Consider the following 24,673-nt stretch of genomic DNA (forward strand, 5'->3'; position numbering starts at 1 on the left):
AGCGACCGTCAGCAGTTCTTTTTATACTCAGTGTAGCACAGGTCAGGGAGGTTTTTTTATGAAAGCAAAGCAGCGCAATAGCAAAATATTATTATCTGGCACGTTGATTTCTAGAGTCTGTTACTTTATGAGTGTTCCTTATCTGGCAATTTATTTGAGCCAAAAAGCTGGCTTCACTCCCGCTGAAGTGGGCTTGATTGTTGGCGTCAATCCTTTATTGAGCGTTCTGTGTTCCTTTTTTCTGGGAAAATCGTTGACCGGATAGCCTTAAAAAAGCTGTTGATGGCAGTACCAATTGTCTGGGGTGTAATTTTTTTAGGTATCTCACTGGCAGAAAACTTTTCTCAGTTTCTCCTACTAAATGCAGCAAACGGTATCTGTTATGTTCTCTATGAACCGGCTTGTAAAAAAGCCCTCAGTTTATCCGGCGGAAAAAAACGGCTACTGCTCTTCAATCTACGCTATGGCGCCATTAATCTTGGCGCTGTTTGCGGGCCCTTGCTCAACTCCTTTTTTCATCTGGAACAAACCGTTCAGCCTTATCTTTTTTTAAGCTTGGCTTATCTAGTGGTGGGAATCGAAAATCTTTTTTTAGTAGAAGATAGCTTGCAGATGCCTGCGGAGAAAAATTTTACAAAAGAAAATCCACGACCAAATTTCAAATTGAAAAAATCTTTTATTTGGCTTTTACTGGGCGTGGCCTGTTCTTATTTTGGCTATTCACAGCTCAACTCAACAATCGCCCAATTTTTGACTTGGCGCTCACCCGAAGGCGGAGAGCTATATAGCTTATTGTTATCTTTAAGTGCCATTTTAATCATTTTGCTGCAATTTCCAATTTTGAAAATCAGCAGTCAGCGGTCCTCTTCCAGTGTACTACTCCTGAGCAATCTTTTATTTGCTGGCAGTCTGCTGACAGTTCTGCAATTTCCAAATTTATTCTGGTTGTTGTTATTTATTTCTGGCTACTCACTTGCTGAATTATTATTAGGTGCTCGTTTTGATTATGCGGTGGACCAATTGGCGCAGGAGTATGAAAAAGGTGTTTACTTCAGTATTTCAGAGGTAGTCAAAATCGGCTCTACCCTCGGGCCGATTGTCGGCGGCAATTTGATTAGTCTTTGGGGATGGCACAATTCGCTGCTGATTTTTTTACTCTTAGCCGGATTAACTGTCTGCGGTAGTTTTTTTCTGGGGCGGGTGGAAAGAAAATAAAAAAAGCCTGCTAGTGATTCAGACTTTTTTCGTTTTCCAATAAAGGGCGATTTTTCTGATACTGATGATCATCAAGCTGCCTAACGATAACCAAATTCCATAGCGCTGAATTTCAGTTCCACCATACACGACCTCAATCTTATTTTCTCCAGCAGGTACATCGATACCGATAACGCCATTTTGTTCATAATAATCGGTTGGGGTACCGTTTACTTCAATCTGATAGCCAAGATAATAAAATTTTGGTAATTCTAAGGCTGTGGCGTCTGTAGTTGTGAGCTCGTAAGTATCTTTTTGATAACTGTGGGTGATAAGCGTGCGGTATTGGTGGAAATCATTGATTTTGGGATATGGATTTTGCAACAGATAATTAGCGGGTGTGTCTTTTTTGATGTATTCTTTTCCGTGCCCCAATTGACTGCTATCAAAATCAGTGTAATTTTCGTTATCTAAAAATGAACTTTGATTATATTCCGAGCGGGCATAGACATTGCCATTAAAGCTGATGGTCAAAAAGCAGATTGCCCAGATAGCTAAAATGAAATTGAATTTATTTTCTAAGTTGATTAAGTGGCTGACTAAGAGTGCCGCTAGGAGAGAGCCAAAAAAGCTGACAAAGATTAGTAAGCGCCATGGAAACTGGACCACGGCTAAAAAGGTATCTTTAAAAAGAGACCAGAAAAACAGATTGGTCGATAGTAGGATGAATACGATGGTAATGGCTAGCAGTAGTTTTTCAGTTTTTGATATTGTTTTAAAGAGAAGCAAGCCAGCAATGATAGCGATTAAAATGAGAATGCCGAAATTAGGGTCCAGTCCGTCAGCTGAACGGCCGGCATTTGAGATAGTGTTTTGTAATAACGTCCCCAAAGAAAAATCAAGGCCGGAACTCCACAAGCTGGTTTTAGAGAAATTAAACGCAATAGCTGAAACTTGTTCAAGGTATGGCAGCCAGAACCAAGCAGAGAATAAAAGCGTTGCTACAGCAGCCTTTACTAGCGTGATAAAGGCCAGCTTAATAGCAGTTTTTTTTGCATTTAGAGTCCAGATACCAAAGAAAATAATCACTGCGATGACAGTGTAAAAAGCAGTAATCAAATGGCTGGCGATTAAAAAAGTTAGACTGGAGGCCAACAGCAGCCAGTTATTTTTCTTAGCAAATAGAATTTGGTGTAGGGCATAGAAAACCAGAGGGATAAAAGCAAAGGCGATCGTTTCTCCCAGAGCGCCACGAATATTTTGGTCAATGAGGCGATATGTGGACAGAGTATAAAACGATGAAAAAAGTATGCTGACTTTAACTGGCTGGCCAAATTTTTTACAGCAAAGAAACGTAATTGCAGCTGTTATAAAACTCACAGTGAAATGAAATAAGTAAAAAGCTTGGCTAAAATTACAGCCAAGGAGCCGGAAAAGGCCATAAGGAGCCAATAAAATAGAAGGGTAAAAAAGATCAGCGGCATAACCAAAATTATTTCCCATACTGCTAAAGATTCGCGGGAAAAAATCTAAATGCTTCAGAGCTTCAGCATAACTTTCTAAGCGATTTACATGAAAATGAATGTCGTCTTGCCAGTAGACAAAATTTCCTAAAGCCGCTGGAAAAATAGACAGCAGAGCAATTAGGGCTAAAATCAATAAAATAATTAAATGCTGGTGCTTCAGCTTGGACAAGTATTTGTTCACAGGAGGCCTCTTTTCTATACTGGCAGAGTAATCGTAAAAAATAAGCTGCTAATTATTAGTATAATATAGTTTTGTTGTTGCTGGCAGCTTTTTTCCAGTAATGCACAACTTATTTCTATGGTATGATAAAGAAATATTATTTTGAAAGAAGGCGGAGGAAATGTTTGCAAGTATTTATCAAGACCCGCTTTTGCAGGACCACTATCGAAAAATTGGCGAGTTTGAAGATGCGACTGGTGGCTGGGCTTATCATAATTGGGATCATGTCAACAATGTCACTAAAATGGTGGAGACCATTTTGCAGCAGCTGACGGTGCCCCAAGATTATTTGGAGGCGGCTAAAATTGCGGCAATCTTGCATGATACGGGTGCTCTTCAAGGAAAAGAAGGACATGCGAAAAGAGGTCGAGACTTTGCGAAAGAATATTTCGCAACCCATCATTTGACGCCTCCCCATCAAGAGTTAATCTTGTCGGCAATTGAAAATCACAGCAATGGATTTAATTCAACTGAGTTAATGACTTTGGCTTTGATTTTCAGCGATAAGCTAGATATCACCACGTCTCGCGTGGCGCAGGCTGGCTATCAGGCTGTTGGGATGCGGCAGTTGCAATATATAAAAGAAATTGCGATAGCCATTTCTGAAGAAAAAGTGATGGTTACTTTTAAAGTTTTACCGCAAATAGATTTTGTTGAGTTAGCGGATTTTTATTTTATGAAAAAAGTTTATCGGGCCATTTTAGCTTTTGCTGAAAAAATCGATCGTAGTGGTAGCAATCGTTTTGAGATTTTGTCGTGAAGATGTTGTTAAGATAAAAGCAAATGGTAGAACAAAACATTTTGTGAAAAAAAGCTATAAAAAGGAGTCGTTAGATGAATTTTAGACCAGCAACGCAGCAAGATGCAGAAAAACTAACCGAACTAACTTTTGCGGCTAAAAGTTATTGGCAATATCCACAGGAATATTTGGAATTATGGCGAAAAGATTTGACTATCACGCCAGAATATCTTGAAAAAAGCACTACTGTAGTAGCAGAGAATCAAAAGCAGCTGTTAGGGTATTTTTCAATTGTTTTTGAGGAGGAATATCCAGCAGGGAAATTTTTTCTAGATAATCTTTTTGTCAATCCAACAGTGATTCGACAAGGAATTGGTGCTAAGCTTTTGCAGACAGCTTTTGAGTGGTGCAAAGCAGAAAATGTCGGTGAATTATATGTGGTATCCGATCCCCATGCTCAAGAGTTTTACCAAACATACGGTTTTGAATATCTTAGCGAACGGCCTACAAGTATTCTCGGGCGGACGCTGCCATTACTAGTCTATTCACTTGAAAAGCAGCACTGAGAAATGATTAGCAGAACTTAAACATAGGAGGTCCTCATGAAAATTAACATTCAACCCTTTAGCAATGAAAATGCACAAGAGATTGCTAAATTTATCTGTGACATTCAACGGGAAGATTTCGGCATTGCGATTGGCATAGCAGAGCAGCCGGATTTATTGCAAATTCCGCAGGTGTATCAACAGCCCGGCGGAAATTTTTGGCTGGCTGTTACGGAAGCAGGCCAGCTAATCGGGACGATTGCCCTGGCGAAATTTAACGACCAGCAAGGAGCATTGAAAAAAATGTTCGTGGCTCCAGAGTTTCGCAAGGCGAAGGTCGGAGCAGCTTTGCTGGAGGCGCTGCTGCAATTTGCCCAAAGAGAGCATTTTTCAGAAATTTATTTGGGCACAAATGAAGTTTTTCAAGCAGTCCAGCATTTTTACCAGCGCAATAACTTCATAGAAATTAAAAAAAATGAATTGCCGGCTGATTTTCCAGCTTTGGCAGTCGATAATCGTTTTTATAAACGGCAAGTGATGAAGACATAGAGCTTTCGTTGCTTGCCGCTTATTTTTATGCAGGTTATTTTTAAAAGTTTCGCAGAAAAAAATTTGCGGTTTGCTTGCTATATTTTGCACAAGTCAAGGCATAACAATGGTTCACGGTCGCTTCCCATGCTAAAGTAAAAAACGAGAGAAGAACTTTTAAGAAAAAATTAACAAGAAAGAGTTTTCAATACGACACCTGTCGTAATTTGTCGAAAAAGTGGGTTGCAGCAAGGCTTTGTCAGTTGAGGGATGCTGGGAATTCTGCTACATTTATTGAGCGATAGAATCGGTTGGCTTTTGGCAAAGAAACGTAAAGAGGGAAGACTAGTGAAACACGGAAAAGATGCTTTACAACATATAAAAAATACCTTTACCTTATATATTTTAGACTGGAAACGGATTTTCAAAAATCCGATTGCTACGTTATTAATAATTGCGCTGATGGTCATTCCATCCCTGTATGCTTGGTTCAATATCAAAGCCTTGTGGGACCCGTATTCTAATACCGGAGAATTACCGGTGGCGGTATACAGTGAAGACCAAGATGCGACCTTCAATGACCAGACGATTAATATCGGCGATCAGGTGATTGAAGAACTCCACGACAATGACCAGCTGGGCTGGGTCTTTGTTAAATCAGAAGCGGATTTAGAAGAAGGTGTGAAATCTGGTAAATATTATGCGGGGATTGTGATTCCCAGCGATTTTTCTGAGGATTTATTAAGTTTTACGACTGGCGACATCAAAAAACCGCAAATTGAGTACACCTTGAATCAAAAAATTAATGCGATTGCGCCGAAAATTACCGATAAAGGGGCGACGACGATTCAAACGATGATTTCCAGTCAATTTGTCGGCACCGCCAGTGATACTTTGGTCAAAGTTTTCAATGAAGTCGGCTATGATATTGACGCTAATTTATTAAGCATTAATAAATTAGAAAGTTTGATTTTAGATACAGATGAAAATATGGACACCATTGACGGCTATTTAAATCAAGTGCTGGAGCTGAATGATCAACTGCCAGATATTGAAAATAAATTGGATTTAGCAAATCAGTTTGTTGATTATCTGCCAGAGGTCGATGCCCTTGGGGAAAAATTAATTGATTTAAATGACAAAATGCCCCAGTTAAAACAACAGGCGAGTATTATTTTAACCCTACAGGAAAAAATCCCTGAAATTCAAAGCGCTGGTCAACAGCTGGCAGAAATCGATAGTGATTTTGATTCTGTGGCAAACACGATGACCGAAGGAATTGACGAAGCTAAACAAGGGCTGCAAATAATCCAGCAGGTGCAAACGGCTTTGCCGGAGATTGAACAACTAGGCCAACAGGCAGATGAGTTTGCGACGGCGACTAAAAATGGAGCAGAGCAGCTGCAAAATGCGCTGCCTAGCATTACTAGTAGTGTCAAAGTAGTGGTGGAATCTATCGGCAACATTGCGACTACCACGTCTTCTATTAGCGCAACGATTCAAAGTGCGATTGCCGATAATCAGCTGACTCCTGATGAAAAAGCTGCAATTAAACAAAGTCTGCAGAATTTCTCTGACAGCTTGACGCAACAGCAAACTACTATTGATAACTTAATTAGTTTTTTAAATGATTTGCAAAATGCTGCTGGGAACACAGATTTGGCCACGATTATCAGCAGTCTGCAAAATGCCAAAACTAATTTGGCAACACTGCAAACACGGGTCAATAATTTAATTTCAGCGGTGGACTCAGATGATTTCATCAATCAAGCCAATAGTCTACTGACAGAACTTCAGACAGCGGCTGATGCCGTTGCCAACGTGGCCGCAAGCATTGATGCTGACAGTATCGGCAATACGGTTAGTACAATTTTGACTGATTTAATCACAACGATTGATACCGCGCAGGGCTTGTTGAATCAGGCGCAACAAATTGATTTTAATTCGCTGCTGGCCTCGACTTCGACCACCGTCAGCAACGCCATTTCCATTTTAGAAAAATATCAAGCGCAGCTGCCGGCAATTCGCCAAGAGGTCCACGATGCCAGCACGATGCTTAACGACAACATGGATACCATTGTCGCAGCGATTAATAAAGGCGCTGATTTATATAATAATACCTTGCCAACTTTGGAAACACGGCTAAATACCGCTGCCAATTTTTTGAAAAATGATTGGCCGGGTATTGAAGCCGACATCCAAAACACACTGACGACGGTCAATGAAAAATTACCTGAATTAAAAACGGCGCTAAGCTCGGCTGTGGATTTAATCAATAACGATTGGCCGAGTATTAAAGCCGGCATTCAAAAAGCCGCCGGTGCGATTCGGCAAGGGGAAAGTGAATATGACTTAGGCGAAATTATCAAACTCTTAAAATCAGATGCAACTGCCGAGAGTGATTTCTTTGCCAATCCGGTTGACTTACAGGAAAATATTTTATATCCGATTGACAATAACGGCTCCGCCAGCACGCCGTTTTACACGGCGCTGTGTTTGTGGGTGGGGGCAGTTCTCTTCTCCAGTATCGCCACAACGGAGTATTTCTTAGATAAAAAAGACAAAGGTAAATTTTCTAAACGGGAAACCTACTCTGCCCGACTGTTGACATTTTTAACAATGGGGTTAGCTCAAGGAATTATTGTTGTCTTAGGAAATATTTTCTTACTGGGGGTTGATGTGGCGCAACCAGTATATAGCGTGATTTTTTCACTATTAATTGCCCTCGTCTTTTCAATGATGGTGTATACCCTAGTTGCGTTGTTCGGCAATGTCGGCAAGGGAATTGCGATAATTATTCTCGTACTGTCGATTTCTGGTGGTGGCGGGAACTATCCGATTCAAGTCTCTGGGAAATTCTTCCAATTAATCAATCCGTATCTGCCATTTACCTATGCGGTTGATTTGCTGCGGGAATCCGCCGGCGGTATTTATTGGCCCAATGCTATGACTTATATTGCGATTTTAATCGGCATTTTCATCGTCTTTGCGGTCATCGGCGTTTGGTTCTATCCATATATTGTTGATAAACTAAAAGTCTTAACGAAGAAATCCCATGAAAGTCATATTTTCCATTAAAAATTTATTATCTGGTTTCATGGTTTCTACCTGTAATCAAGATTGAAATTTTTGAGAATCTAAGCAGCTTGTATAAAGTCCTCGTCCAAATTAGGCGGGGACTTTTTTCAGTGGTCGAAAAATCGGCAAAATATTTTTCTGATTTGTGAAATGTCTCTCTTTGTCGCTTTTTTATTTGGTATAATGGGCTGATGAAGAGGGGGCACTTGCATGAATGAACAATTATTTATAATTTGCATTATCTTAGCGGTGATTGTGCTGCTAATTGCTTTTAGTATTTGGAATAGTATTAAACTGCGGCGGCAGGTTCGCTATGGTTGGGGGAAATTACCCAACTCCACCGCTTTTGATAAAGAAAAAAGTTTGAAGGAAGCCTATTTAGAAGCTAGAAAATATCACACTACCGATAGTGAAGTCGATGACATCACTTGGTATGATTTGGATTTAATTGATATTTTTGACCAAATCAATCACACCTATTCCAGTATCGGTTCTGAAGCCTTGTATCAGCGGCTGCGAAGTTTTAATTTCAGCGAAGCCGACCAAGCAGAGCTGGAGGAATTAATCACTTTTTATCAGGAAAATCCCCAGCAGCGGGAAGATGTCGAGTATGCCTTTGCTAAATTAGGCAAACGGGACAAAAACTTTGTTGTGCGCTATTTATCCCAAAGCGCAACTAATCGTTTAGGTTCCCTCTGGTTTTTTATTTTACTGGGGCTGCTGCCGTTTTTTGGTATTTTATTGCTATTCCTTAATTTAGGCATTGGGCTTTTTATTGCTTTAGGGGCAATTATTTTTAATATTGTCTACTACCAGACGAAAAAACAAGAACTCGATATGGAATTAAGCAGCATGTCTTATCTGGTGCAGTCGATTAGCACTGCTAAGAAAATTTCTAAAGTCGCAACGCCAAAACAAGCAGAGATTAAACAATCCCTCAAGCCGTTGCAGAGTATTTTAAAATTTGCCGTCTCCTTTAGAATTAAATCTAATAGCGAATCGGAAATGTTTTTTGAATACATTAATATTATGCTGATGCTGCCGTTTATTTCCTATCATTTTGTTGTCGACCGGATAGCCAAGCACAATCAAGAAGCGATTGATTTGTGGCAGGTCTTAGGCAAGTTGGAGGTAGCCGCAGCCGTCTTGAATTATCGCTCACTGCTGCCAGTCAGCTGTCCGCCGACCTTTCAAAAAGGCGGCATCGAAGGAGAAACAGTTTATCATCCCCTCGTTGAAAATGCAGTAGCCAATCCCGTTGACTGGCAGAAAAATACACTGGTGACCGGCTCCAATGCCTCCGGAAAATCCACCTATGTCAGAGCGATTGCCTTAAATTGTATTTTAGGGCAAACGATTTATACCTGTTTGGCGGAAGAATTTATTTTAGAGCGGGGTCATGTGTTGACCTCAATGGCGGTGGAGGATGATATTTTTGAAGGCGACAGTTATTTTGTCGCTGAAATTAAATCCATCAAGCGGGTTTTAGAAAAGGTGAAAACCAAAGAACGCTGCTATTGTTTTATTGACGAAATTTTAAAGGGAACCAATACAATTGAACGAATTTCCGCCTCCGCCAGCATTGTCAAATGGCTGAGCGACTACCCATCATTAGTCTATGTGGCCACCCACGATATTGAACTAACCGAAATTTTGAAAAACTATTGTACAGATGTCCATTTTGAAGAACAGGTGACAGAAGGCCAAGGGGTCTCCTTTGATTATGTCTTGCGCCAGGGACCAGCCAGAACCCGAAATGCAATTCGCTTATTGAAGGTTCTGGATTATCCAGATGCGATTGTTAAAAAGGCTCAAGATGAAGCTGAAAGTTTTGATACCACCCGCCAGTGGCCGATTTTTGAATAGGTTCGGCGCTGAAATTTTTGGTAAAGAGACAATTTCGTTTCACGGCTAAAAAATTTCTGAGGTGAAAGATGCAGAATAAGGCAAGTATTGAAGTGTGGCTGTATAATTCAAAAATAGCCAGCCTGCTAATTTTGCAAGTAGACAATTTCGATTATACTTTTTGGCAGCCAATCACTGGTGGCATTGAAAAAGGCGAGACCGCTCTGGCAGCGGCCATGAGAGAAGTCAATGAAGAGACAAGTATTCAACTGGCACCAGAAAAATTGATTTCTTTAGGCCATCAAAAAGTGTTAGTTGAAGCTGAGCAGTTGTTGATTCAAAAAGAAGTCTTTTTAGGGATTACTGAAGAAACGTTGGTAGTGATAGCAGCGGCAGAACATCAAGCATATCGTTGGCTACCTTGGCAGTCAGCAATTGAAAAACAGCTTTATTGGCCGAATAATCAAACGAGTTTGCAGTTGGCCAAAAAATATATTTCTAGCTTTTTAAAAAATCAATAAAAGCAATTTTGAAAAAAAGATAGCTGCTAAACCAGCGGAGCAATTTTGTAGTGGCCCCAAAATGTTAGATTTTTGGTCTAACTTTTGGACGTCGGTACATTTATCCGGGTTTAACAGCTATTTTTGTTGTCCATTATTTTTCCGTATAGGGCCTTTCAAAGTTTTGCATCAGCAAAATTCCGGCCATAAAGCCAATTAGCAATTTTTCAAGAGCCAAATCTAAAATAATAATCCGATACCCATTTGGCCAAAGAGGATTACCTTTACTGACCGTTAAGACTTTTCGACCCGCTTGCATGACGTCAAAATTTTTGGTGAGCCAGCCGGGACTGATGCTCAAAGATTCTCCCTGAATTTGATAGCTGGTGCGAAAGGCTTCGATATCTTTTTTGATGCGCACTTGTTTGAAACCGGTCATCTTAATATAGAAACGAGGTAGGAAATTGAAGCGCCGCTGACTAATTTCTCCGATTTTTTTCTCATTATGATACAGGTGATAGCTTTTAGGTGTTGGCAGCAAACTGACTTCCTTTACTTGATAAATAGCATTGCCAAAGCTATCCATAAATTCAAAATCCCGGCTAGTATTCAAAGGTTGATCCTTCACATAAAATTCTTTCATCTTCAATTCCTCCCGTAATAATTGATCGAGGGAAAGTTGAAAGAGGTCGGCAAGTTGAATCAAGCTGGCAATATCTGGTAAATTGCGGCCGACTTCCCAACCAGATAAGGCTGAACGAGAAACATTTAAATGCTGAGCAAGCTGTTCTTGCGTCAATCCATGATGCAGGCGCTGCTCTTTAATTTTTGCCCCAATATCCATCTTTGTCCCCCTGATTTTATTATGACAAGATTCTGCTAAATTACACGATGTATTGTGTGTCATTCTTATTATTCCCTTTGACACGTTGCGTGTCAAAGGGGACAGATAAAAATGGCTGAGTCAAATATCATTAAAGGAAAAAGCAAGCTAATTTTTGAAATACTTTCCTCCTTTCTTTCTTAGTTTTTATCTTTTTTTCGCTGAAACTGCCCGGGGGTAATTCCTTCAATTTGCTTAAAAACACGGATAAAAGAGTTCACGTTTTTAAATCCAACAATTTCAGAAACCTCCTGAATTAAGACATTACTAGAAGCCATAATATTTTTAGCTTTTTGGACTCTTAGATTATTTAAGTAAGTCTTAAAAGTCATATCCAGTTTTTCTTTTATTAACCGGCTTAAATAAGATTCAGTGAGACCAAACTTTTCAGAGATAGCACCTAAGTATAAATCTTCTTGATAATTTTCGTTGATGTAGTGAATAATTTCGTCGATTTTTGAAATACTTGAATTTGAAAGTTCTTGAATACTTTCAATTAAGTGACTAAAAATATTCTCTAAGGCCATATTTACTTGTTCTGGGCTTGTTCCATAACGTAATAACTCAAAGTCATTTTTGTTTTCCTTATAAAAAGTTGCTGAGTCAAGATTTTTTTCAACGATAATTCGTTTGATAGTTAAGCTGAAGGCAGTTGTAAAATCAAAAATGTTTTTTAGTTCAGCATCATGCTGCAAATTTTCGCTGAGAATATGCTCAAATATTTGAGTGGCGTGTCGAAAATCTTCAACCTTCAGGTAATGAATCAGTTGTTGCTCCTCTTCAACCGAATAAGAAAAACTTGTCCCAACATACTCTTGTTCAAAATGCGTCTGTTCAGATAACGATTCTGTGAAGGATTCAATTAACCAATCATAGGATTCAAGAAAAACAGATTTAAACGTTTGGATATTGCTAAAGGGCTTAGATAGAAAATAGTAGATATTCAAGTTTGCAGAATCAGCAATATTTTCCCGGAAATTATCGAGGGCAGATAAAATCTCTGATTGGCGATAACCAGTTATGATTACGGCGAAGTTGTTTTCATTAAAAGAAATTGTTTCAAAATTACTTTCGGGGACAATTTCCTGCAACAGTAATTTTCGAGCCCTACCGATTTCGGCTGTCTCAAGTGCTGCATCTTGAGTAGTACCTTCCAAAAAGGAAAGGAAGACGATAAAACCTTTACTATTTAAATGTTCAAGATGGAAAGATGGTAACAAATTTTTTGTTTGCATAATATCATACTGGTTAAGCAGTAGATTCTTGATAAAGAGTTCCTTGATTTCTTCTGAGACTTTTCTGTGAAAAGAATTGAGGCTGGTGGAACGCTCAATAATTTCATTCATTGCTAACGATAGGTCACTATCAGACAAATTAATACTTGAATTAGATTTTACAGTGTTAAGTGCTTGGAGATACGGTTCATAGGTGCGTTTACTTAATACAAAGAGTAAAAATGAGCCAATTATTCCCAGTAACAAGACTGGTAATAATAAAGAAGAAATTGTAGTAAGGGATACGCCGGAAAAGTTATCTTGAGACAGCAGGGCAAAGGTTAAGAATGGAAATAAATCGGATTCTTTAGTTATCCCAGCAGGTTCAAGGTTTTCGCTAGAAACAGTATTGCCAGTTGAGATATTTTGCAAATTTCCTTCTGGATTAACCGCCTGGGTACTGATTATTTGTAGATTGTTTAGAGGTAAAGTAGTCATCTCATTTTTATTCCAGTATGCCAAAAAGTAAGTTGTTTCATCAGCAATAGCTTTTTTATAAATTAAAATGAATTGATCATTTTGTGTCTCCACGACTGAAACATCGTATTCTGAATTGACAATCTCATTTAATAAAGTATCAACACTGGAATTTTTAGTTAAAAAGTTTAAGAAATCAAACTTTAAAAAATAGCCATCTGAACTAACTACAAGATTGTTCTTCAAATTCATCACAGCAACAGAATAACTAGGAGTCTTCATAAGCACATTATTGGCTTTAATTTCATCGTATACTTTTGAATACAAATCATAGTCTGTCATAGAGGTTTGACTATATTCGACCACGGATGGTTGATCAGCCAGTGAAGTAAATGAACTCATGGCAAAATTCATTTGCTGATCCAGCTGAAATGAAATGTTTTGTAAAAGAAGTTGCGACTTCATATTCTCTTCAGCGTGGTGCTGATCAATTTCATTTTTTGCAAAAATGTAAATCACAAAAATGGAATAAATAGAAATGACTAGTAAAAAAGAAAAGAAAATTTTTCGGTAGGTTTTTGATTTCATAATATTTTACTATTCCTTTCATGGAAACAAGCACAATATTGGTTGCGTTTTCACAATTATCTAAAAAAAGCGAGGGCTTGTCAATGAAGGTTATTTAATAAAAATACTCACTTTTTTACTTAGTCTACAAAAATGATAATATAGTCAAGAAAACGATATTTTTCGAGAAAATACGAATTTACGGAGGGAAGAAAACTGCGTTATTATAAAAGCGCTTACAGAGGGTAGGCTTGTTAAAAATTTAGATTTAGGAGGAAGAAGTAATGGTGTTTAAAAAGAAAATGGCATTTGCAACAGGTTTGTTTTGTGCATCACTAGCATTGGGTGCTTGTGGAGGGTCAGATAATTCCACAGCTGATAGCGGCAGTAGTGGAGATAGTTCAGGGAAAACCGAAGTAAAAATCACTTGGCGTAACACGGGTGATAACGATAAGATGACCAATTATTTAAACGAAACATTTATCCCTGAATTTGAAAAAGAAAATGATGATATTAAAATTGTTTTATCGCCAATCACCGCAAGTGAAGGAGATTATTTCTCAAAAGTTGCTCTATCTATGCAATCAGAAAGTACTGCCCCAGATATAGTAGCAGAAGATACTTTTATGTTAAATTCTGATGCCAATGCAGGTTACTTAACTAATCTAGATTCTTATTTAGCAGATTGGGATCAATGGAGCAATTATACAGAAGAATTAAAAACTGGTGTAACTGCTCAAGACGGCAGTGTCTATGCTGTCCCGGGTACTTCTGATTCGCGGGGAATCTGGTATAACAAAAATGTTTTTGAAGCGGCAGGTTTGCCTACAGATTGGCAACCGGAAACTTGGGAAGATATTATTTCGGCAGCTGAGGCAATCAAATCTTCTAACTCTGATGTGATTCCATTTGCAATGGGGGTTGCTAAAGCCAATGGAGAATCGGTTTCAATGCAAACCTTTGAGATGCTTTTGTACGGAACAGAAGATACTTTATTTGATTCTGAATCTAGAAAATGGATTGTTGATTCGCAAGGTATTATTGATTCCTTGAATTTTGTAAATGAAGTATATAACGAAAAGAGCTTAGGACCATCTCTTTCAATTGCGATTAATAGTAACTATGGTTCTGTAATTTTCCAAGATATGTTCCCTAATGATCAAGTCGGTATGGTCTTAGATGGATTTTGGAGTTCTGGTAACTGGACGGAAACAGGCTCTACACCAGTTGAAAATATGACAGAACGCTTTGGCTTTGCGGCAATGCCAACTCAAGATGGCGGCGAACCACCATTTACAACAATGTCTGGTGGCTGGACTTGGGCTATTCCTGAAAAAGCTAAAAACAAAGAAGCTTCTTGGCGTGTAATTCAAGCATTAGGTGGGGAAGAACAACAAGCCGCCCGTGCGATTGCAGAAGGCAACCTAACTGTTCGTGATGACTCAGCACAGCTACCTGAGTATACTGAACAACCGTTCATTGAAGAAGCAACTTCGTTTTTATCTTACGCACATTTCAGACCAGCTGATGATAAATATCCGAACGTTTCTGTCGAAATTCAAACAATGGTAGAGGCAGTTGCAACGGGTAGTAAAACTCCAGAAGAAGCTGCTGCTGAATATGCAACAAATGTTACAAGAATTGTCGGAGAAGAAAATGTTGAGTAGTTAGCAACGATCGATAAAGTCTGTGACATAAATTTTAAGTGAAATTATTCTAGGCAAAAAATGCATCAAAAGCTACATGCCAACTTATGTCACAGACTATTTATTTGGAGGTGGATCAGATGGAGAAATCGGCACAACTACCCGGCAAAAAGAAGGCATTTTCAGATAATAAGAAGGCAATATTTTTCTTAACACCTTCTTGGATTTTATTATTGATTTTCTTTGTGGGGCCAATTATTTTAACATTTATATTTTCATTTACCAATTTGGCTTTAACTGGTGCAGCGGCAAGTGAGTTGAAATTTATTGGTTTTGAGAATTTTACCCGGATGTTTGGTGATCCGGACTTTAGGACTAGTGTAGTAAAGACAATTGTCTTTGTTTTGTTTTCAGCCGTGATAGGCCAATGTTTTTTAGGCTTTTTAATTGCTTTTATGATGAAAGAAAAAAATAAAACCTTCAGACGAGTTGTCGGCTTAATTATTATCGCAGCTTGGGTGACTCCAGAAGTGGTTGTTTCCTTTTGTTGGGTGGCTTTTTTAAGTGACAATGGAACTGCCAACTGGTTAGTCGGTTTAATGGGCTTTGAGCCAATAGCCTGGTTATTTACTTTTCCAATGGCCAGTGTTGTCATTGCCAATATTTGGCGGGGAACAGCTTTTTCAATGATGGTTTTTCAGTCTGCATTAGATGATATTCCAAAAGAAGTCGAAGAAGCAGCTATTATGGATGGTGCTTCTAGATGGCAAGTCATTCGGAAAATTACTATTCCAATGGTAAAAGGGACTATTTCGACAAATCTAATGTTAGTAACTTTGCAAACATTAGGCGTCTTTACATTGATTTACACAATGACAGGTGGTGGACCGGGTAATCAAACTTCGACTTTACCAGTGTTCATGTATAAGCAAGCCTTTGTCAGTTATCAACTTGGCTACGGAACAGCAATTTCCCTAGTTCTTTTAGCATTAGGGGCGGCTGCTAGCCTAATTTACATGAAAACTCTAAAAGTGAAGGTGTAGGTGAAAGAGATGGTTAAACGCTCTGAAAAAATCGAAACGATTGTTCATTATGTATTACTTTCAGCGTTGGCACTTTTATTTTTATTACCACTATTATGGATGCTTTTTGCCTCAGTTGATACAGGTGCCATCCAGTCATTAAAAATCCCTGAATCAATTACTTTTTCAAATTTTACTTCGATTTTAACTGATCCAAGTATCATTCGCTCTTTTGTAATTGGAATATTAATTTCAGGTTGTCAGGCATTGTTTGTCGTCATCTTATGCGTACTGGCGGCCTATCCGCTATCACGCTATCAATTAAGATACAAAAAAAGTTTTCTGATGACAGTTCTTTTTATGACCTCATTACCAATGACGGCCGTAATTGTGCCAGTTTATCAGCTATTTATTTTCTTAAAATTTCAGGATTCATTGATTGCAGTCACATTTTTCCTAACTGCTTCTTCACTTCCTTATGGTATTTGGATGATGAAAAACTTTATGGATTCAGTTCCTATTGACTTAGAGGAATCTGCTTGGATTGATGGAGCATCTACTTGGCAAGGAGTGAGAAAAGTCGTTGCGCCATTGATGGTACCGGGGATTTTTACAGTCGCCATTTTTACCTTTACAGGCAGTTGGGGGAACTTTTTTGTTCCTTACATTTTAATTCAAACGCCTGATAAAATGCCGGCGTCTGTGACCATCTTCCAGTTTTTCGGGAATTTTGGCATGGTCAATTATGGCAGACTAGCAGCCTTTTCCGTTCTATACACGATTCCGGTTGTCGTGTTATATGCTTTATCGCAAACGTATATGTCTAAAGGATTTAGTATGGGAGGAGCAACAAAAGGATGATTGAACAGTATCTAACGATAAAAAAGCTGAGGAAAAGAATTGATGAGCTTAAGAATTATCGCTATTCACAACTAATTAACTTGCAGGAGTGGCAAGCTCAGGAAGATATTTCAAAAGAAGAGCTTTTCCCACCGAAAGATTTTTCTGGAAAGATTTCATTAGGAGAGCAGTGGCGCGGACGAGATTTATATTTATGGGTTCAAAAAGAGGTTGAAATCCCTGATGATGAAAATTTATGGTTCATCTTTGACTTTGGTCGAACTGGCGGAGGCTATAATGATGGCTTTGAATCTTTAATGTTTATCAATGGTGAGCCTTATCAGGGAGTCGATTCGAATCATAAGGAAGTGTATGTTGACCCAAAATATCGCAACCAAAAAATTAATGTGTCCTTGAAACTTTGGTCTGGACTTGAAGGTGGTGGCCCGGAAATTATTCAAGTACATGAGTTTCGGACAGCCGAATTAGCTAAGCAAAGGCCAACTGCCGACGATTTATTTTTCCTAAGCGACATGGTTTTAAAGACTGCCCAACAGTTAGCAGATGATAATCCAAATAAATATCTGCTAGTTAAGCAGCTAAATAATGCTTTTAACCTAATTGATTGGTCCTCTCCTGGAAGTGAAATTTTTTATCAGTCAGTTAAAGAAAGTGATCATTTTTTAAACCAAGAAATTGATAAATTACCGAAAGACGCCAAAGTAGAAATTACGGCTATCGGACATACCCATATTGATGTTGCATGGTTGTGGCGTTTGAAACATACAGGCGAGAAGGCTGCTCGAAGTTTTTCAACAGTACTTCGCTTGATGGAACAATATCCTGAATACGAATTTTTGCAAACTCAGCCGCAAATTTACAAATATATCAAACAAGCCTATCCTGATTTGTATAAAAAGATTAAAGAACGAATTGCTGAAGGACGTTGGGAAGTCGACGGTGCAATGTGGCTTGAGGCTGACTGTAATATTCCTTCGGGAGAATCACTAACACGACAAATTTTGCATGGTAAAAAATTTGTCAAAGAAGAGTTTGATAAAGACATGCATTATTTGTGGTTGCCTGATGTTTTTGGCTATTCATGGGCTTTACCACAAATTCTGAAAAAATCAGGAATTGAAACCTTCATGACAACGAAAATTAGTTGGAATCAATTTAATCGGATGCCCCATGATACTTTTTATTGGCGGGGGATTGATGGGACTGATATTTTAACTCATTTTATTACGACACCAGTTGTAGGCGAAAATAATGATTGGGCAGAAGAGTGGTTCTATACCTATAATGGCGAGTTGGAACCGGAGTCCGTCTTAGGGATTTATAAAGGTTATGCAGATAAGGAATTGAATAGTAATCTATTGCTTTCCTATGGACATGGCGATGGCGGCGGTGGTGTGACCCGCGATATGCTTGAAAATCGACGGAGAATGGACCGAATACCTGGCTTACCAGCAGTCAAAACAGGAAAAGCAAATGACTATTTTACTAAACTACATGAGACAATTGATCACGCAACAGATCCTGTGCATATTTGGGATGGCGAATTATATCTTGAGTATCATCGGGGGACGTATACCTCTCAAGCCTTTGTTAAAAAAATGAATCGTAAAATTGAATTGGCCTTACGAAAACTAGAAATTTTATATAGTTTTAAAGAAATGCAAGAAGCACAGACTTATCCGAAAACACAACTTTATGATATCTGGGAGGTTTTGCTGCGAAACCAATTCCACGATATTATTCCCGGATCCTCGATTAAAGAAGTCTATCAGGATCACAAAAAAAAATTGCGGAAGTTGTTACAGAACTTGAGCAGTTAACAAATGAATTTACCACTGCTAATCAAGATAAGCTTACGCTAATCAATACAGCTAACTGGCAAAGAAATACTTTAGTGACCATTCCGGAAAAACGAACAGGAATCTACAAAGACGCCACTGGAAAAGTAATTCAGAGTGTGAAAGAAGCAGATGGCTACACGCTGCTCATTGAAAATATTGAGCAGTTTGCTCAAGTAAAGCTTGAATTTGAAGAAGGGACAACAGCCGAAACTCAGCAAAAAGCAGTCAACCAAGTTGCTGAGAACAGTTTAGAAACTGATTTTTATTATCTATCTTGGAATCAAAAAGGCCAGTTGACCAGTATTTTCGATAAAGAGGCAAGTCGTGAGGTTTTAGAAGGTAAAGGGAATGTGCTGCAGCTGTTTGAAGATAAGCCATTAAATTACGATGCTTGGGACATTGATATTTTTTACAAAGAAAAAGTAATTGAACTTGAAGCGGATTCTATCACTATTGTGGAAAATAATTCAATCTACACTTCAATTCTTTTTGAATATAGCTTTGGAAAATCTACTCTGTCGCAAGAAATGAGAATTTATAATCATACAAAACGGATTGATTTTCTGACAAAATCTCATTGGGAGGAGCGGCAGCGATTGCTAAAAGCCCGCTTCAACGTTAATATTCGCAATACCGAGGCAACTTTCGATATTCAATATGGCAATGTTAAACGACCTACCCATAGCAATACCAGTTGGAATTTTGCTCAGTTTGAATCTGTCGGCCATCAGTGGGCTGATTTTTCAGAAAGAAATTATGGAGTCAGTCTATTAAATGATAGCAAATATGGTTATGACATTAAGGATAATGTTATGGGATTGACGCTTCTAAAAGGAGGCATTTATCCAGATCCAACAGCAGATATCGGTGATCACGAGTTTATCTATAGTCTCTTACCACATCAGGGGGATTTTGTTGCCGGGAAAACTGTTGAAGAGGCTTGGGAAATCAATGATTCTTTAGCTGTAGCTAATGGTGTAGATCTTGAGAGTCTGAATTTTAAACTCGAAGCAGCTGACCAATTACCACTTATGGTAGATGCTTTGAAGGTGGCTGAAGATGGTAATGGCTGGATTTTAAGAGTACATGACCATACTGGTGGCTCCAGAAAAGTGAAACTTTCAATACCTGCTAAAGAAATTATTGCTACAAATTTGATGGAAAAAAATGAGGAGAAACTTGGAAATAACGCTATTGAGTTTGATTTAACTCCTTATGAGATTAAAACCTTTAGGATAGTTAAATAATTTTTTTTAACAAATAGTAAAGCCTGTGATTAAGATTGCCGTGAAGGTCTTTAATCACAGGCTTTTAAAATTTCACCAAATAACTCTCATCATTTTGCCACAAGACATTAAAACGAGGCGACAGGCCTTGTGAGATATCTTTTGAAGAATAATTTTGGCTTGAACTGATGCACAGCAAATTAGTTAATTGAGAGTCAAATTTTAACAGGAAGTTCTGTGAATTTACGAATATCGAAAATTTTGGAACAAGAAAAAATTTTTTTCACAAATGAATAGATGCAGGTCTTTTGAATATTGAATTTGTTAGATAAAATAATGAGAATCCGCAACAAGACACAGATATCAATTGACTTTAAACCTCGCTAGCAGTAGTATTAGTCGTTGTTTGAGAATGAAAATTTTTAGAGAGAAAATTTCAGAAAGAGGAGTAAAAATTGGATTACTTGAAACGCCTTTTAGTAGGTAAACCGTTAAAATCAGGCGACAACGACGAGCAGAAATTAAGTCGTTTTGCTGCCTTGGCCTTATTATCGTCCGATGCCTTGTCCTCGATTGCTTATGGGACAGAACAAATTGTTTTGGTGCTGGTCACTTTATCAGCCGCTGCTATTTGGTATTCATTGCCGATTGCTGCCTTTGTTATTATTCTTTTAATTTCGTTGACCTTATCTTATCGGCAAATTATTCATGCATATCCCCATGGCGGTGGTGCTTATGTTGTCAGTAGTGAAAACCTCGGGAAGAATGCTGGACTGATTGCCGGCGGTTCATTATTAGTGGATTATATGCTAACGGTGGCGGTTTCGGTTTCGGCCGGCTCCGAAGCCATAATTTCTGCGATTCCTCCGCTTTTTGCTCATCGAGTGGCGATTTCAATTGTAATTGTATTATTGATTATGCTGATTAATTTGCGGGGCCTACGGGAATCTGCCAGCTTTTTGATGTTCCCAGTTTACGCTTTTATCGCTGTGATCACATTATTGATTTTAGTTGGCCTATTTAAAATATTTACCGGCCAAGAGCCGCTAAATGCAACAGCCATTCCGGGAACCGTGATTCCGGGCATCTCAGTGGCTTTGATTTTACGGGCTTTTTCTTCTGGCTCGTCTTCTCTGACAGGAGTGGAGGCCATTAGTAACGCGGTGCCGTTTTTCAAGAAGCCAAGAGCCAAAAATGCGGCGGGCACGCTAGCAATGATGGCGGCAATTCTAGGCTTTTTCTTTGTCGGTATTACTTTTTTAAATTATTGGTACGGCATTGTGCCTGAAACTGAAGTGACGGTCTTAGCGCAGATTGGCGAAGCAGTCTTCGGCGGTAAAAATATTTTATTTTATCTACTGCAATTTGCGACAGCGCTAATTTTAGCGGTGGCTGCCAACACAGGTTTCTCAGCTTTTCCAGTGCTGTCTTACAATCTATCTAAAGATAAATTTTTACCCCATATGTATCAAGACCGCGGCGATCGCTTAGGCTATTCAAATGGTATTATCACTTTGGCGGCTGGCTCCATTGTGCTGTTAGTTATTTTTCAAGGCGCCACAGAACGCTTGATTCCGCTGTATTCAATTGGCGTCTTCATTCCATTTGCCCTATCGCAAACCGGTATGGTTATTCATTGGCGCAAACAAGGAGAGAAATGGCTGAAAAAATCGATTGCCAATTTAGTTGGTGCATTTATTTCTTATAGCATCATTGTGATTTTATTTGTCTATCGGTTAAATGATATCTGGCCATTTTTCATTATTATGCCAATTTTGATCTTCATATTTTATAAAATTCATGACCATTATAAAAAAGTTGCGGAACAGCTGCGCTTGGAAAAAGAAGTTGGCCAGCTTCATGATTTTGAAGGAAATACGGTGATTGTACTAGTCGGCAACGTCACAAGGGCGAATATCGGTGCGTTGAATTACGCCCGTTCAATTGGCGATTATGTCGTTGCAATGCATGTTTCTTTAAATGAAGACGTTGAAAAGGAAAAAGAAATCGAAGCGGAATTCAAATCACATTTTCCAGATGTACGCTTTTCTGTGGTTCACTCTTCTTATCGTTCGATTGAAAATCCGATTATCCGTTATGTCGATTTTGTCAGCAAGCGGGCTGCCCAGCGGAATTTTACGACAACCGTCTTAATCCCGCAGTTTGTCCCCAATAAACGTTGGCAAAATATTCTCCACAACCAAACAAGTCTGCGGCTGCGCTTGCGGCTAGCTTGGCGGGAAAATATTATTTTAAGTACCTATAGTTATCATTTGAAGAAGTAGTAATTTAGTTGAGAGAGTCAGAAAAGCGGTGAAGGCTTCTGACTCTTTTTTTGTGTTGAAATTTATAAAAATGGGTTTGAAAAACTTAATTTTTTTTCTGCAGATTGAGCTATGATAAAGCTAATAAAACGTGCAGGAGTGACTTGCTATGATTCTAAAAAATGGTGTTTTTTCTATTAATATTTCAGATACAGGGAATGTGAAAGAACTGTACCTCTTAGATGATCCTCGCCGGATGAATTGGGTAATCAGCGATGTGTATTTACAAAGCGTCCAATATAACTCAGTGGATAAACTATTCGGCAATTTTGAAATAGAAGTCGAGAATCGTTGGTTTAAGAGTTATAACAATTCTCCTTCAGTGATTAAGAAGGGAAATTGCTGTAGTCTACGCTATGAATTTGATCTCATTGAGGTGTTAGTCAGCTATGATTTAACTGTAACTGATCAATTGGTTTGGAAAATTCAAGTTGAAAATAAACATGGGCTTCCAATAAAAATTCAAAATTTTATTCTTTGGGCTTCTTTTGCATACGCTATGTTTAGAGATATCAATGTTGAAAAAAACATATTTCATTCGGCTGCGTTTTTTCCATCGATTTCAAAAGATTTTTTCAAAGCAGCTATCATGCGACGTACAACTCAGCTAGCGAGTTTAGGTCTGTATCAGCTAAGTGGCCAGACTTTTTCAGTAGGCTCATACTGTGATTTTTCAAACCAGTTTTTTAAAGCGGTCTCACCTTCTTTAGATGGAGTGATTTACCATAATTTTATTTTGGCCGGTGAGTCAATGAGAGACACTGAAAGTTGGTTATATCCTTTTGAGCAAATTACTATCCCTGTTGCTGGCAGTCACGAATGGAGCTTTTGTTTGAAGGAAGTTCAAAATCAAGAAGATTTCTATCAAACTGCTGAACAATTAGGACAGCCTCGCTACAAATACGCAGCCAGTACTTTAAAAAATCAGGATTTTAGTTTTGATTATTCTGGTTTAGTCAAAATTGAAAGAGCTACAATCGAATGGATGGAAAAAGGTGAAAAACAGAAAAAACTTTTTGAGAAAACAGGAAGAAGTTTATATAAGATTCACTTGAATTATGCAGGGGAACATAAGATCACTATCTTTTTTGAAAATGGTAAACAAGACACACTAATTATTAATGTTTTAGGGGACTTAAAACAAATGATTGAAGAACGGGTGACTTATCTTTGCGAAGTTTCTTATGATGAAGAGAGCGGAGCCTTTAAACCTTTTTCCAATCAAGGTGAATCTTTAGGGAAAATGAGTTTAATTTTGAAGAAAAATTTGCTGGGGGATGTGAACCGAAATCAAATAGAGAAAGTCGAAGGAAGCTTGCAAACATACGTATTGCCTAAATGGTTTAAAGACAATGACTTTTATCAACCCAGACAGGTCTATGGTGATTTTTATAGAGTGATGGATTTTGAATATTTAGGACATCTGTTATATTTGCTTTCTCAATTTCCTGAGGAGTATCTAACTTATGAAAAACCAGATACTTATTTGAAATGGGCAGCTCAAGTTGTCGAAGTTCGAATTAACCCTGAAACGCATGTGGGATTTCGGGAAAAAGAGGAATCAGAAATGCTTGGGGTGTTTTTCCTGTATATTGACGATTTATTGTCAGCTTTAGAAAAAAAAGAGCCAACCGCATATTCCAAGTTGAATCGCTTATGGGAAAATAATCTCTTTAAAATACTAGAGGAGAAACAAAGCTTCTCTGCGGCTAAAACTGAACATTATTTTGATAACGCCGGCTTTGGACCTGCAGCAGCATCTTTAGTAAACGCTGGCTATGATAAGGCAAGTTATATATATAGTGATCTATTGTTAGCTAATATTGGTTTTTCCAATGACTTTAGGATGCAAAATCCAGACCGCTGGTGGGAAGCTTTGTCCTACATGATTCATTCATTATGGGGAGGGATTAGTGCAGCAGCAGCGCTAGATGTTTTCCATGGCACGAAAGACCCACGTTACTTAGAAGCTAGCTATCGTGCTTTTAGCGGGGTGTTATATTGCTATGATACTCATGCGACGGCAACGAACGAACTAAAAAAGGGCGAAGCAGCTTCAACTTTTTCCTGTGTTAATCCTCATATAAATCGACCAGATTTGGCACATAAACGATTTGGCCAAGAAGTATTTGCCAAGGATGGTGGTATTTTCTCAGAGATTTTTTCAGACGATGTAGCGACTGGCGATTGGGATATGGGGGAAGAATTAGTCGCTTATTTAGATTGCTTTGGTCAAGATGCTTATGGATACTTTGATGCAGATAATTATTTGCGCCTAGTCAATTGTCACTTTGAATTTGTTGAAGGGGAGGAATGCATTATTAATGATGCCCCATTCCCACGGCAGATTTACATTTTATTGGATGATGACTTTAAAATTTTTACAACGAAATGTTTACCACTCGCGATAATCCAAAAGGTGCGACAAGATTGAGTT

The 24,673-nt window shown here is 38.5% G+C and carries 18 protein-coding genes; 15 read left to right on the top strand and 3 right to left on the bottom strand.

The features are described 5' to 3' along the window. Window positions 1-58: 58 nt before the first annotated feature. Window positions 59-265, top strand: a complete 207-nt coding sequence (locus AC1Z3S_RS12300; protein WP_461740605.1) for an MFS transporter — start codon at window positions 59-61, stop codon at window positions 263-265. A 17-nt stretch (window positions 266-282) separates the two neighbouring features. Then, the gene (locus AC1Z3S_RS12305; RefSeq protein WP_461740606.1) at window positions 283-1,215 is read left to right on the top strand and encodes an MFS transporter; all 933 of its coding nucleotides are present in this window, start codon (window positions 283-285) and stop codon (window positions 1,213-1,215) included. 18 nt (window positions 1,216-1,233) lie between these two features. Here AC1Z3S_RS12305 and AC1Z3S_RS12310 read toward each other — a convergent pair whose 3' ends face one another. After that, the gene (locus tag AC1Z3S_RS12310) at window positions 1,234-2,901 is read right to left on the bottom strand and encodes a 6-pyruvoyl-tetrahydropterin synthase-related protein (RefSeq protein ID WP_461740607.1); all 1,668 of its coding nucleotides are present in this window, start codon (window positions 2,899-2,901) and stop codon (window positions 1,234-1,236) included. A 160-nt stretch (window positions 2,902-3,061) separates the two neighbouring features. On the opposite strand from AC1Z3S_RS12310, the gene AC1Z3S_RS12315 reads away from it, so the two are divergent. From AC1Z3S_RS12315 to AC1Z3S_RS12340, 6 genes are all read left to right on the top strand, one after another. After that, complete coding sequence (locus AC1Z3S_RS12315) at window positions 3,062-3,700, top strand: HD domain-containing protein (RefSeq protein WP_461740608.1); 639 nt, start codon at window positions 3,062-3,064, stop codon at window positions 3,698-3,700. Between the two features lie 74 nt (window positions 3,701-3,774). Beyond that, on the top strand, window positions 3,775-4,245 hold the full coding sequence (locus AC1Z3S_RS12320; protein ID WP_461740609.1) for a GNAT family N-acetyltransferase: 471 nt from the start codon (window positions 3,775-3,777) through the stop codon (window positions 4,243-4,245). A gap of 36 nt (window positions 4,246-4,281) precedes the next feature. Next, a complete protein-coding gene (locus AC1Z3S_RS12325; RefSeq protein WP_461740610.1) occupies window positions 4,282-4,773 on the top strand; it encodes a GNAT family N-acetyltransferase in 492 nt (163 codons plus the stop codon). 327 nt (window positions 4,774-5,100) lie between these two features. After that, window positions 5,101-7,830, top strand: coding sequence for a YhgE/Pip family protein (locus AC1Z3S_RS12330; RefSeq protein WP_461740611.1), 2,730 nt, complete (start codon window positions 5,101-5,103; stop codon window positions 7,828-7,830). Between the two features lie 210 nt (window positions 7,831-8,040). Then, window positions 8,041-9,696, top strand: a complete 1,656-nt coding sequence (locus AC1Z3S_RS12335; RefSeq protein ID WP_461740612.1) for a MutS-related protein — start codon at window positions 8,041-8,043, stop codon at window positions 9,694-9,696. 68 nt (window positions 9,697-9,764) lie between these two features. After that, the gene (locus AC1Z3S_RS12340; protein WP_461740613.1) at window positions 9,765-10,196 is read left to right on the top strand and encodes an NUDIX hydrolase; all 432 of its coding nucleotides are present in this window, start codon (window positions 9,765-9,767) and stop codon (window positions 10,194-10,196) included. A 133-nt stretch (window positions 10,197-10,329) separates the two neighbouring features. On the opposite strand, the gene AC1Z3S_RS12345 is transcribed toward AC1Z3S_RS12340, so the two are convergent. Further along, entirely contained in the window at window positions 10,330-11,019 is a 690-nt protein-coding gene (locus AC1Z3S_RS12345; protein ID WP_461740614.1) for an LURP-one-related family protein, read from the bottom strand. 179 nt (window positions 11,020-11,198) lie between these two features. Next, a complete protein-coding gene (locus AC1Z3S_RS12350; protein WP_461740615.1) occupies window positions 11,199-13,337 on the bottom strand; it encodes a helix-turn-helix domain-containing protein in 2,139 nt (712 codons plus the stop codon). A gap of 263 nt (window positions 13,338-13,600) precedes the next feature. Between AC1Z3S_RS12350 and AC1Z3S_RS12355 the strand changes: the two genes are divergently transcribed. The 7 genes from AC1Z3S_RS12355 to AC1Z3S_RS12385 all read left to right on the top strand — a co-directional run bounded on the left by AC1Z3S_RS12355 (window position 13,601) and on the right by AC1Z3S_RS12385 (window position 24,670). Then, window positions 13,601-14,983 carry an extracellular solute-binding protein gene (locus AC1Z3S_RS12355; RefSeq protein WP_265459683.1) on the top strand — a complete coding sequence of 461 codons (1,383 nt, stop codon included), beginning with the start codon at window positions 13,601-13,603 and terminating at the stop codon, window positions 14,981-14,983. Between the two features lie 119 nt (window positions 14,984-15,102). After that, window positions 15,103-16,005, top strand: a complete 903-nt coding sequence (locus AC1Z3S_RS12360) for a carbohydrate ABC transporter permease (RefSeq protein ID WP_265459684.1) — start codon at window positions 15,103-15,105, stop codon at window positions 16,003-16,005. Window positions 16,006-16,014: 9 nt separating this feature from the next. Next, window positions 16,015-16,845: a carbohydrate ABC transporter permease gene (locus tag AC1Z3S_RS12365; protein ID WP_461738189.1), complete on the top strand. Its 831-nt coding sequence runs from the start codon at window positions 16,015-16,017 to the stop codon at window positions 16,843-16,845. Further along, window positions 16,842-18,665 (top strand): alpha-mannosidase, encoded by a 1,824-nt coding sequence (locus AC1Z3S_RS12370; RefSeq protein ID WP_461740616.1) that lies wholly within the window; start codon window positions 16,842-16,844, stop codon window positions 18,663-18,665. Before AC1Z3S_RS12365 ends, AC1Z3S_RS12370 begins: the two co-directional genes overlap by 4 nt. A 74-nt stretch (window positions 18,666-18,739) precedes the next feature. After that, window positions 18,740-19,933, top strand: a complete 1,194-nt coding sequence (locus AC1Z3S_RS12375) for a glycoside hydrolase family 38 C-terminal domain-containing protein (RefSeq protein WP_461740617.1) — start codon at window positions 18,740-18,742, stop codon at window positions 19,931-19,933. Between the two features lie 434 nt (window positions 19,934-20,367). Further along, entirely contained in the window at window positions 20,368-22,197 is a 1,830-nt protein-coding gene (locus AC1Z3S_RS12380) for an APC family permease (protein WP_461740618.1), read from the top strand. A gap of 148 nt (window positions 22,198-22,345) precedes the next feature. After that, window positions 22,346-24,670, top strand: a complete 2,325-nt coding sequence (locus tag AC1Z3S_RS12385; RefSeq protein ID WP_461740619.1) for a hypothetical protein — start codon at window positions 22,346-22,348, stop codon at window positions 24,668-24,670. Window positions 24,671-24,673: the final 3 nt, after the last annotated feature.

The sequence above is a fragment of the Enterococcus sp. LJL90 genome (assembly GCF_056924355.1).

Excerpts from the sequence above, each read along its gene's own strand:
- AC1Z3S_RS12305 (WP_461740606.1), top strand. The coding sequence starts at position 283 with ATGGCAGTACCAATTGTCTGGGGTGTAATTTTTTTAGGTATCTCACTG.
- AC1Z3S_RS12300 (WP_461740605.1), top strand. The coding sequence starts at position 59 with ATGAAAGCAAAGCAGCGCAATAGCAAAATATTATTATCTGGCACGTTG.
- AC1Z3S_RS12320 (WP_461740609.1), top strand. The coding sequence starts at position 3,775 with ATGAATTTTAGACCAGCAACGCAGCAAGATGCAGAAAAACTAACCGAA.
- AC1Z3S_RS12345 (WP_461740614.1), bottom strand. The coding sequence starts at position 11,019 with ATGGATATTGGGGCAAAAATTAAAGAGCAGCGCCTGCATCATGGATTG.
- AC1Z3S_RS12325 (WP_461740610.1), top strand. The coding sequence starts at position 4,282 with ATGAAAATTAACATTCAACCCTTTAGCAATGAAAATGCACAAGAGATT.
- AC1Z3S_RS12360 (WP_265459684.1), top strand. The coding sequence starts at position 15,103 with ATGGAGAAATCGGCACAACTACCCGGCAAAAAGAAGGCATTTTCAGAT.
- AC1Z3S_RS12335 (WP_461740612.1), top strand. The coding sequence starts at position 8,041 with ATGAATGAACAATTATTTATAATTTGCATTATCTTAGCGGTGATTGTG.
- AC1Z3S_RS12350 (WP_461740615.1), bottom strand. The coding sequence starts at position 13,337 with ATGAAATCAAAAACCTACCGAAAAATTTTCTTTTCTTTTTTACTAGTC.
- AC1Z3S_RS12340 (WP_461740613.1), top strand. The coding sequence starts at position 9,765 with ATGCAGAATAAGGCAAGTATTGAAGTGTGGCTGTATAATTCAAAAATA.
- AC1Z3S_RS12365 (WP_461738189.1), top strand. The coding sequence starts at position 16,015 with ATGGTTAAACGCTCTGAAAAAATCGAAACGATTGTTCATTATGTATTA.
- AC1Z3S_RS12385 (WP_461740619.1), top strand. The coding sequence starts at position 22,346 with ATGATTCTAAAAAATGGTGTTTTTTCTATTAATATTTCAGATACAGGG.
- AC1Z3S_RS12370 (WP_461740616.1), top strand. The coding sequence starts at position 16,842 with ATGATTGAACAGTATCTAACGATAAAAAAGCTGAGGAAAAGAATTGAT.
- AC1Z3S_RS12315 (WP_461740608.1), top strand. The coding sequence starts at position 3,062 with ATGTTTGCAAGTATTTATCAAGACCCGCTTTTGCAGGACCACTATCGA.
- AC1Z3S_RS12355 (WP_265459683.1), top strand. The coding sequence starts at position 13,601 with ATGGTGTTTAAAAAGAAAATGGCATTTGCAACAGGTTTGTTTTGTGCA.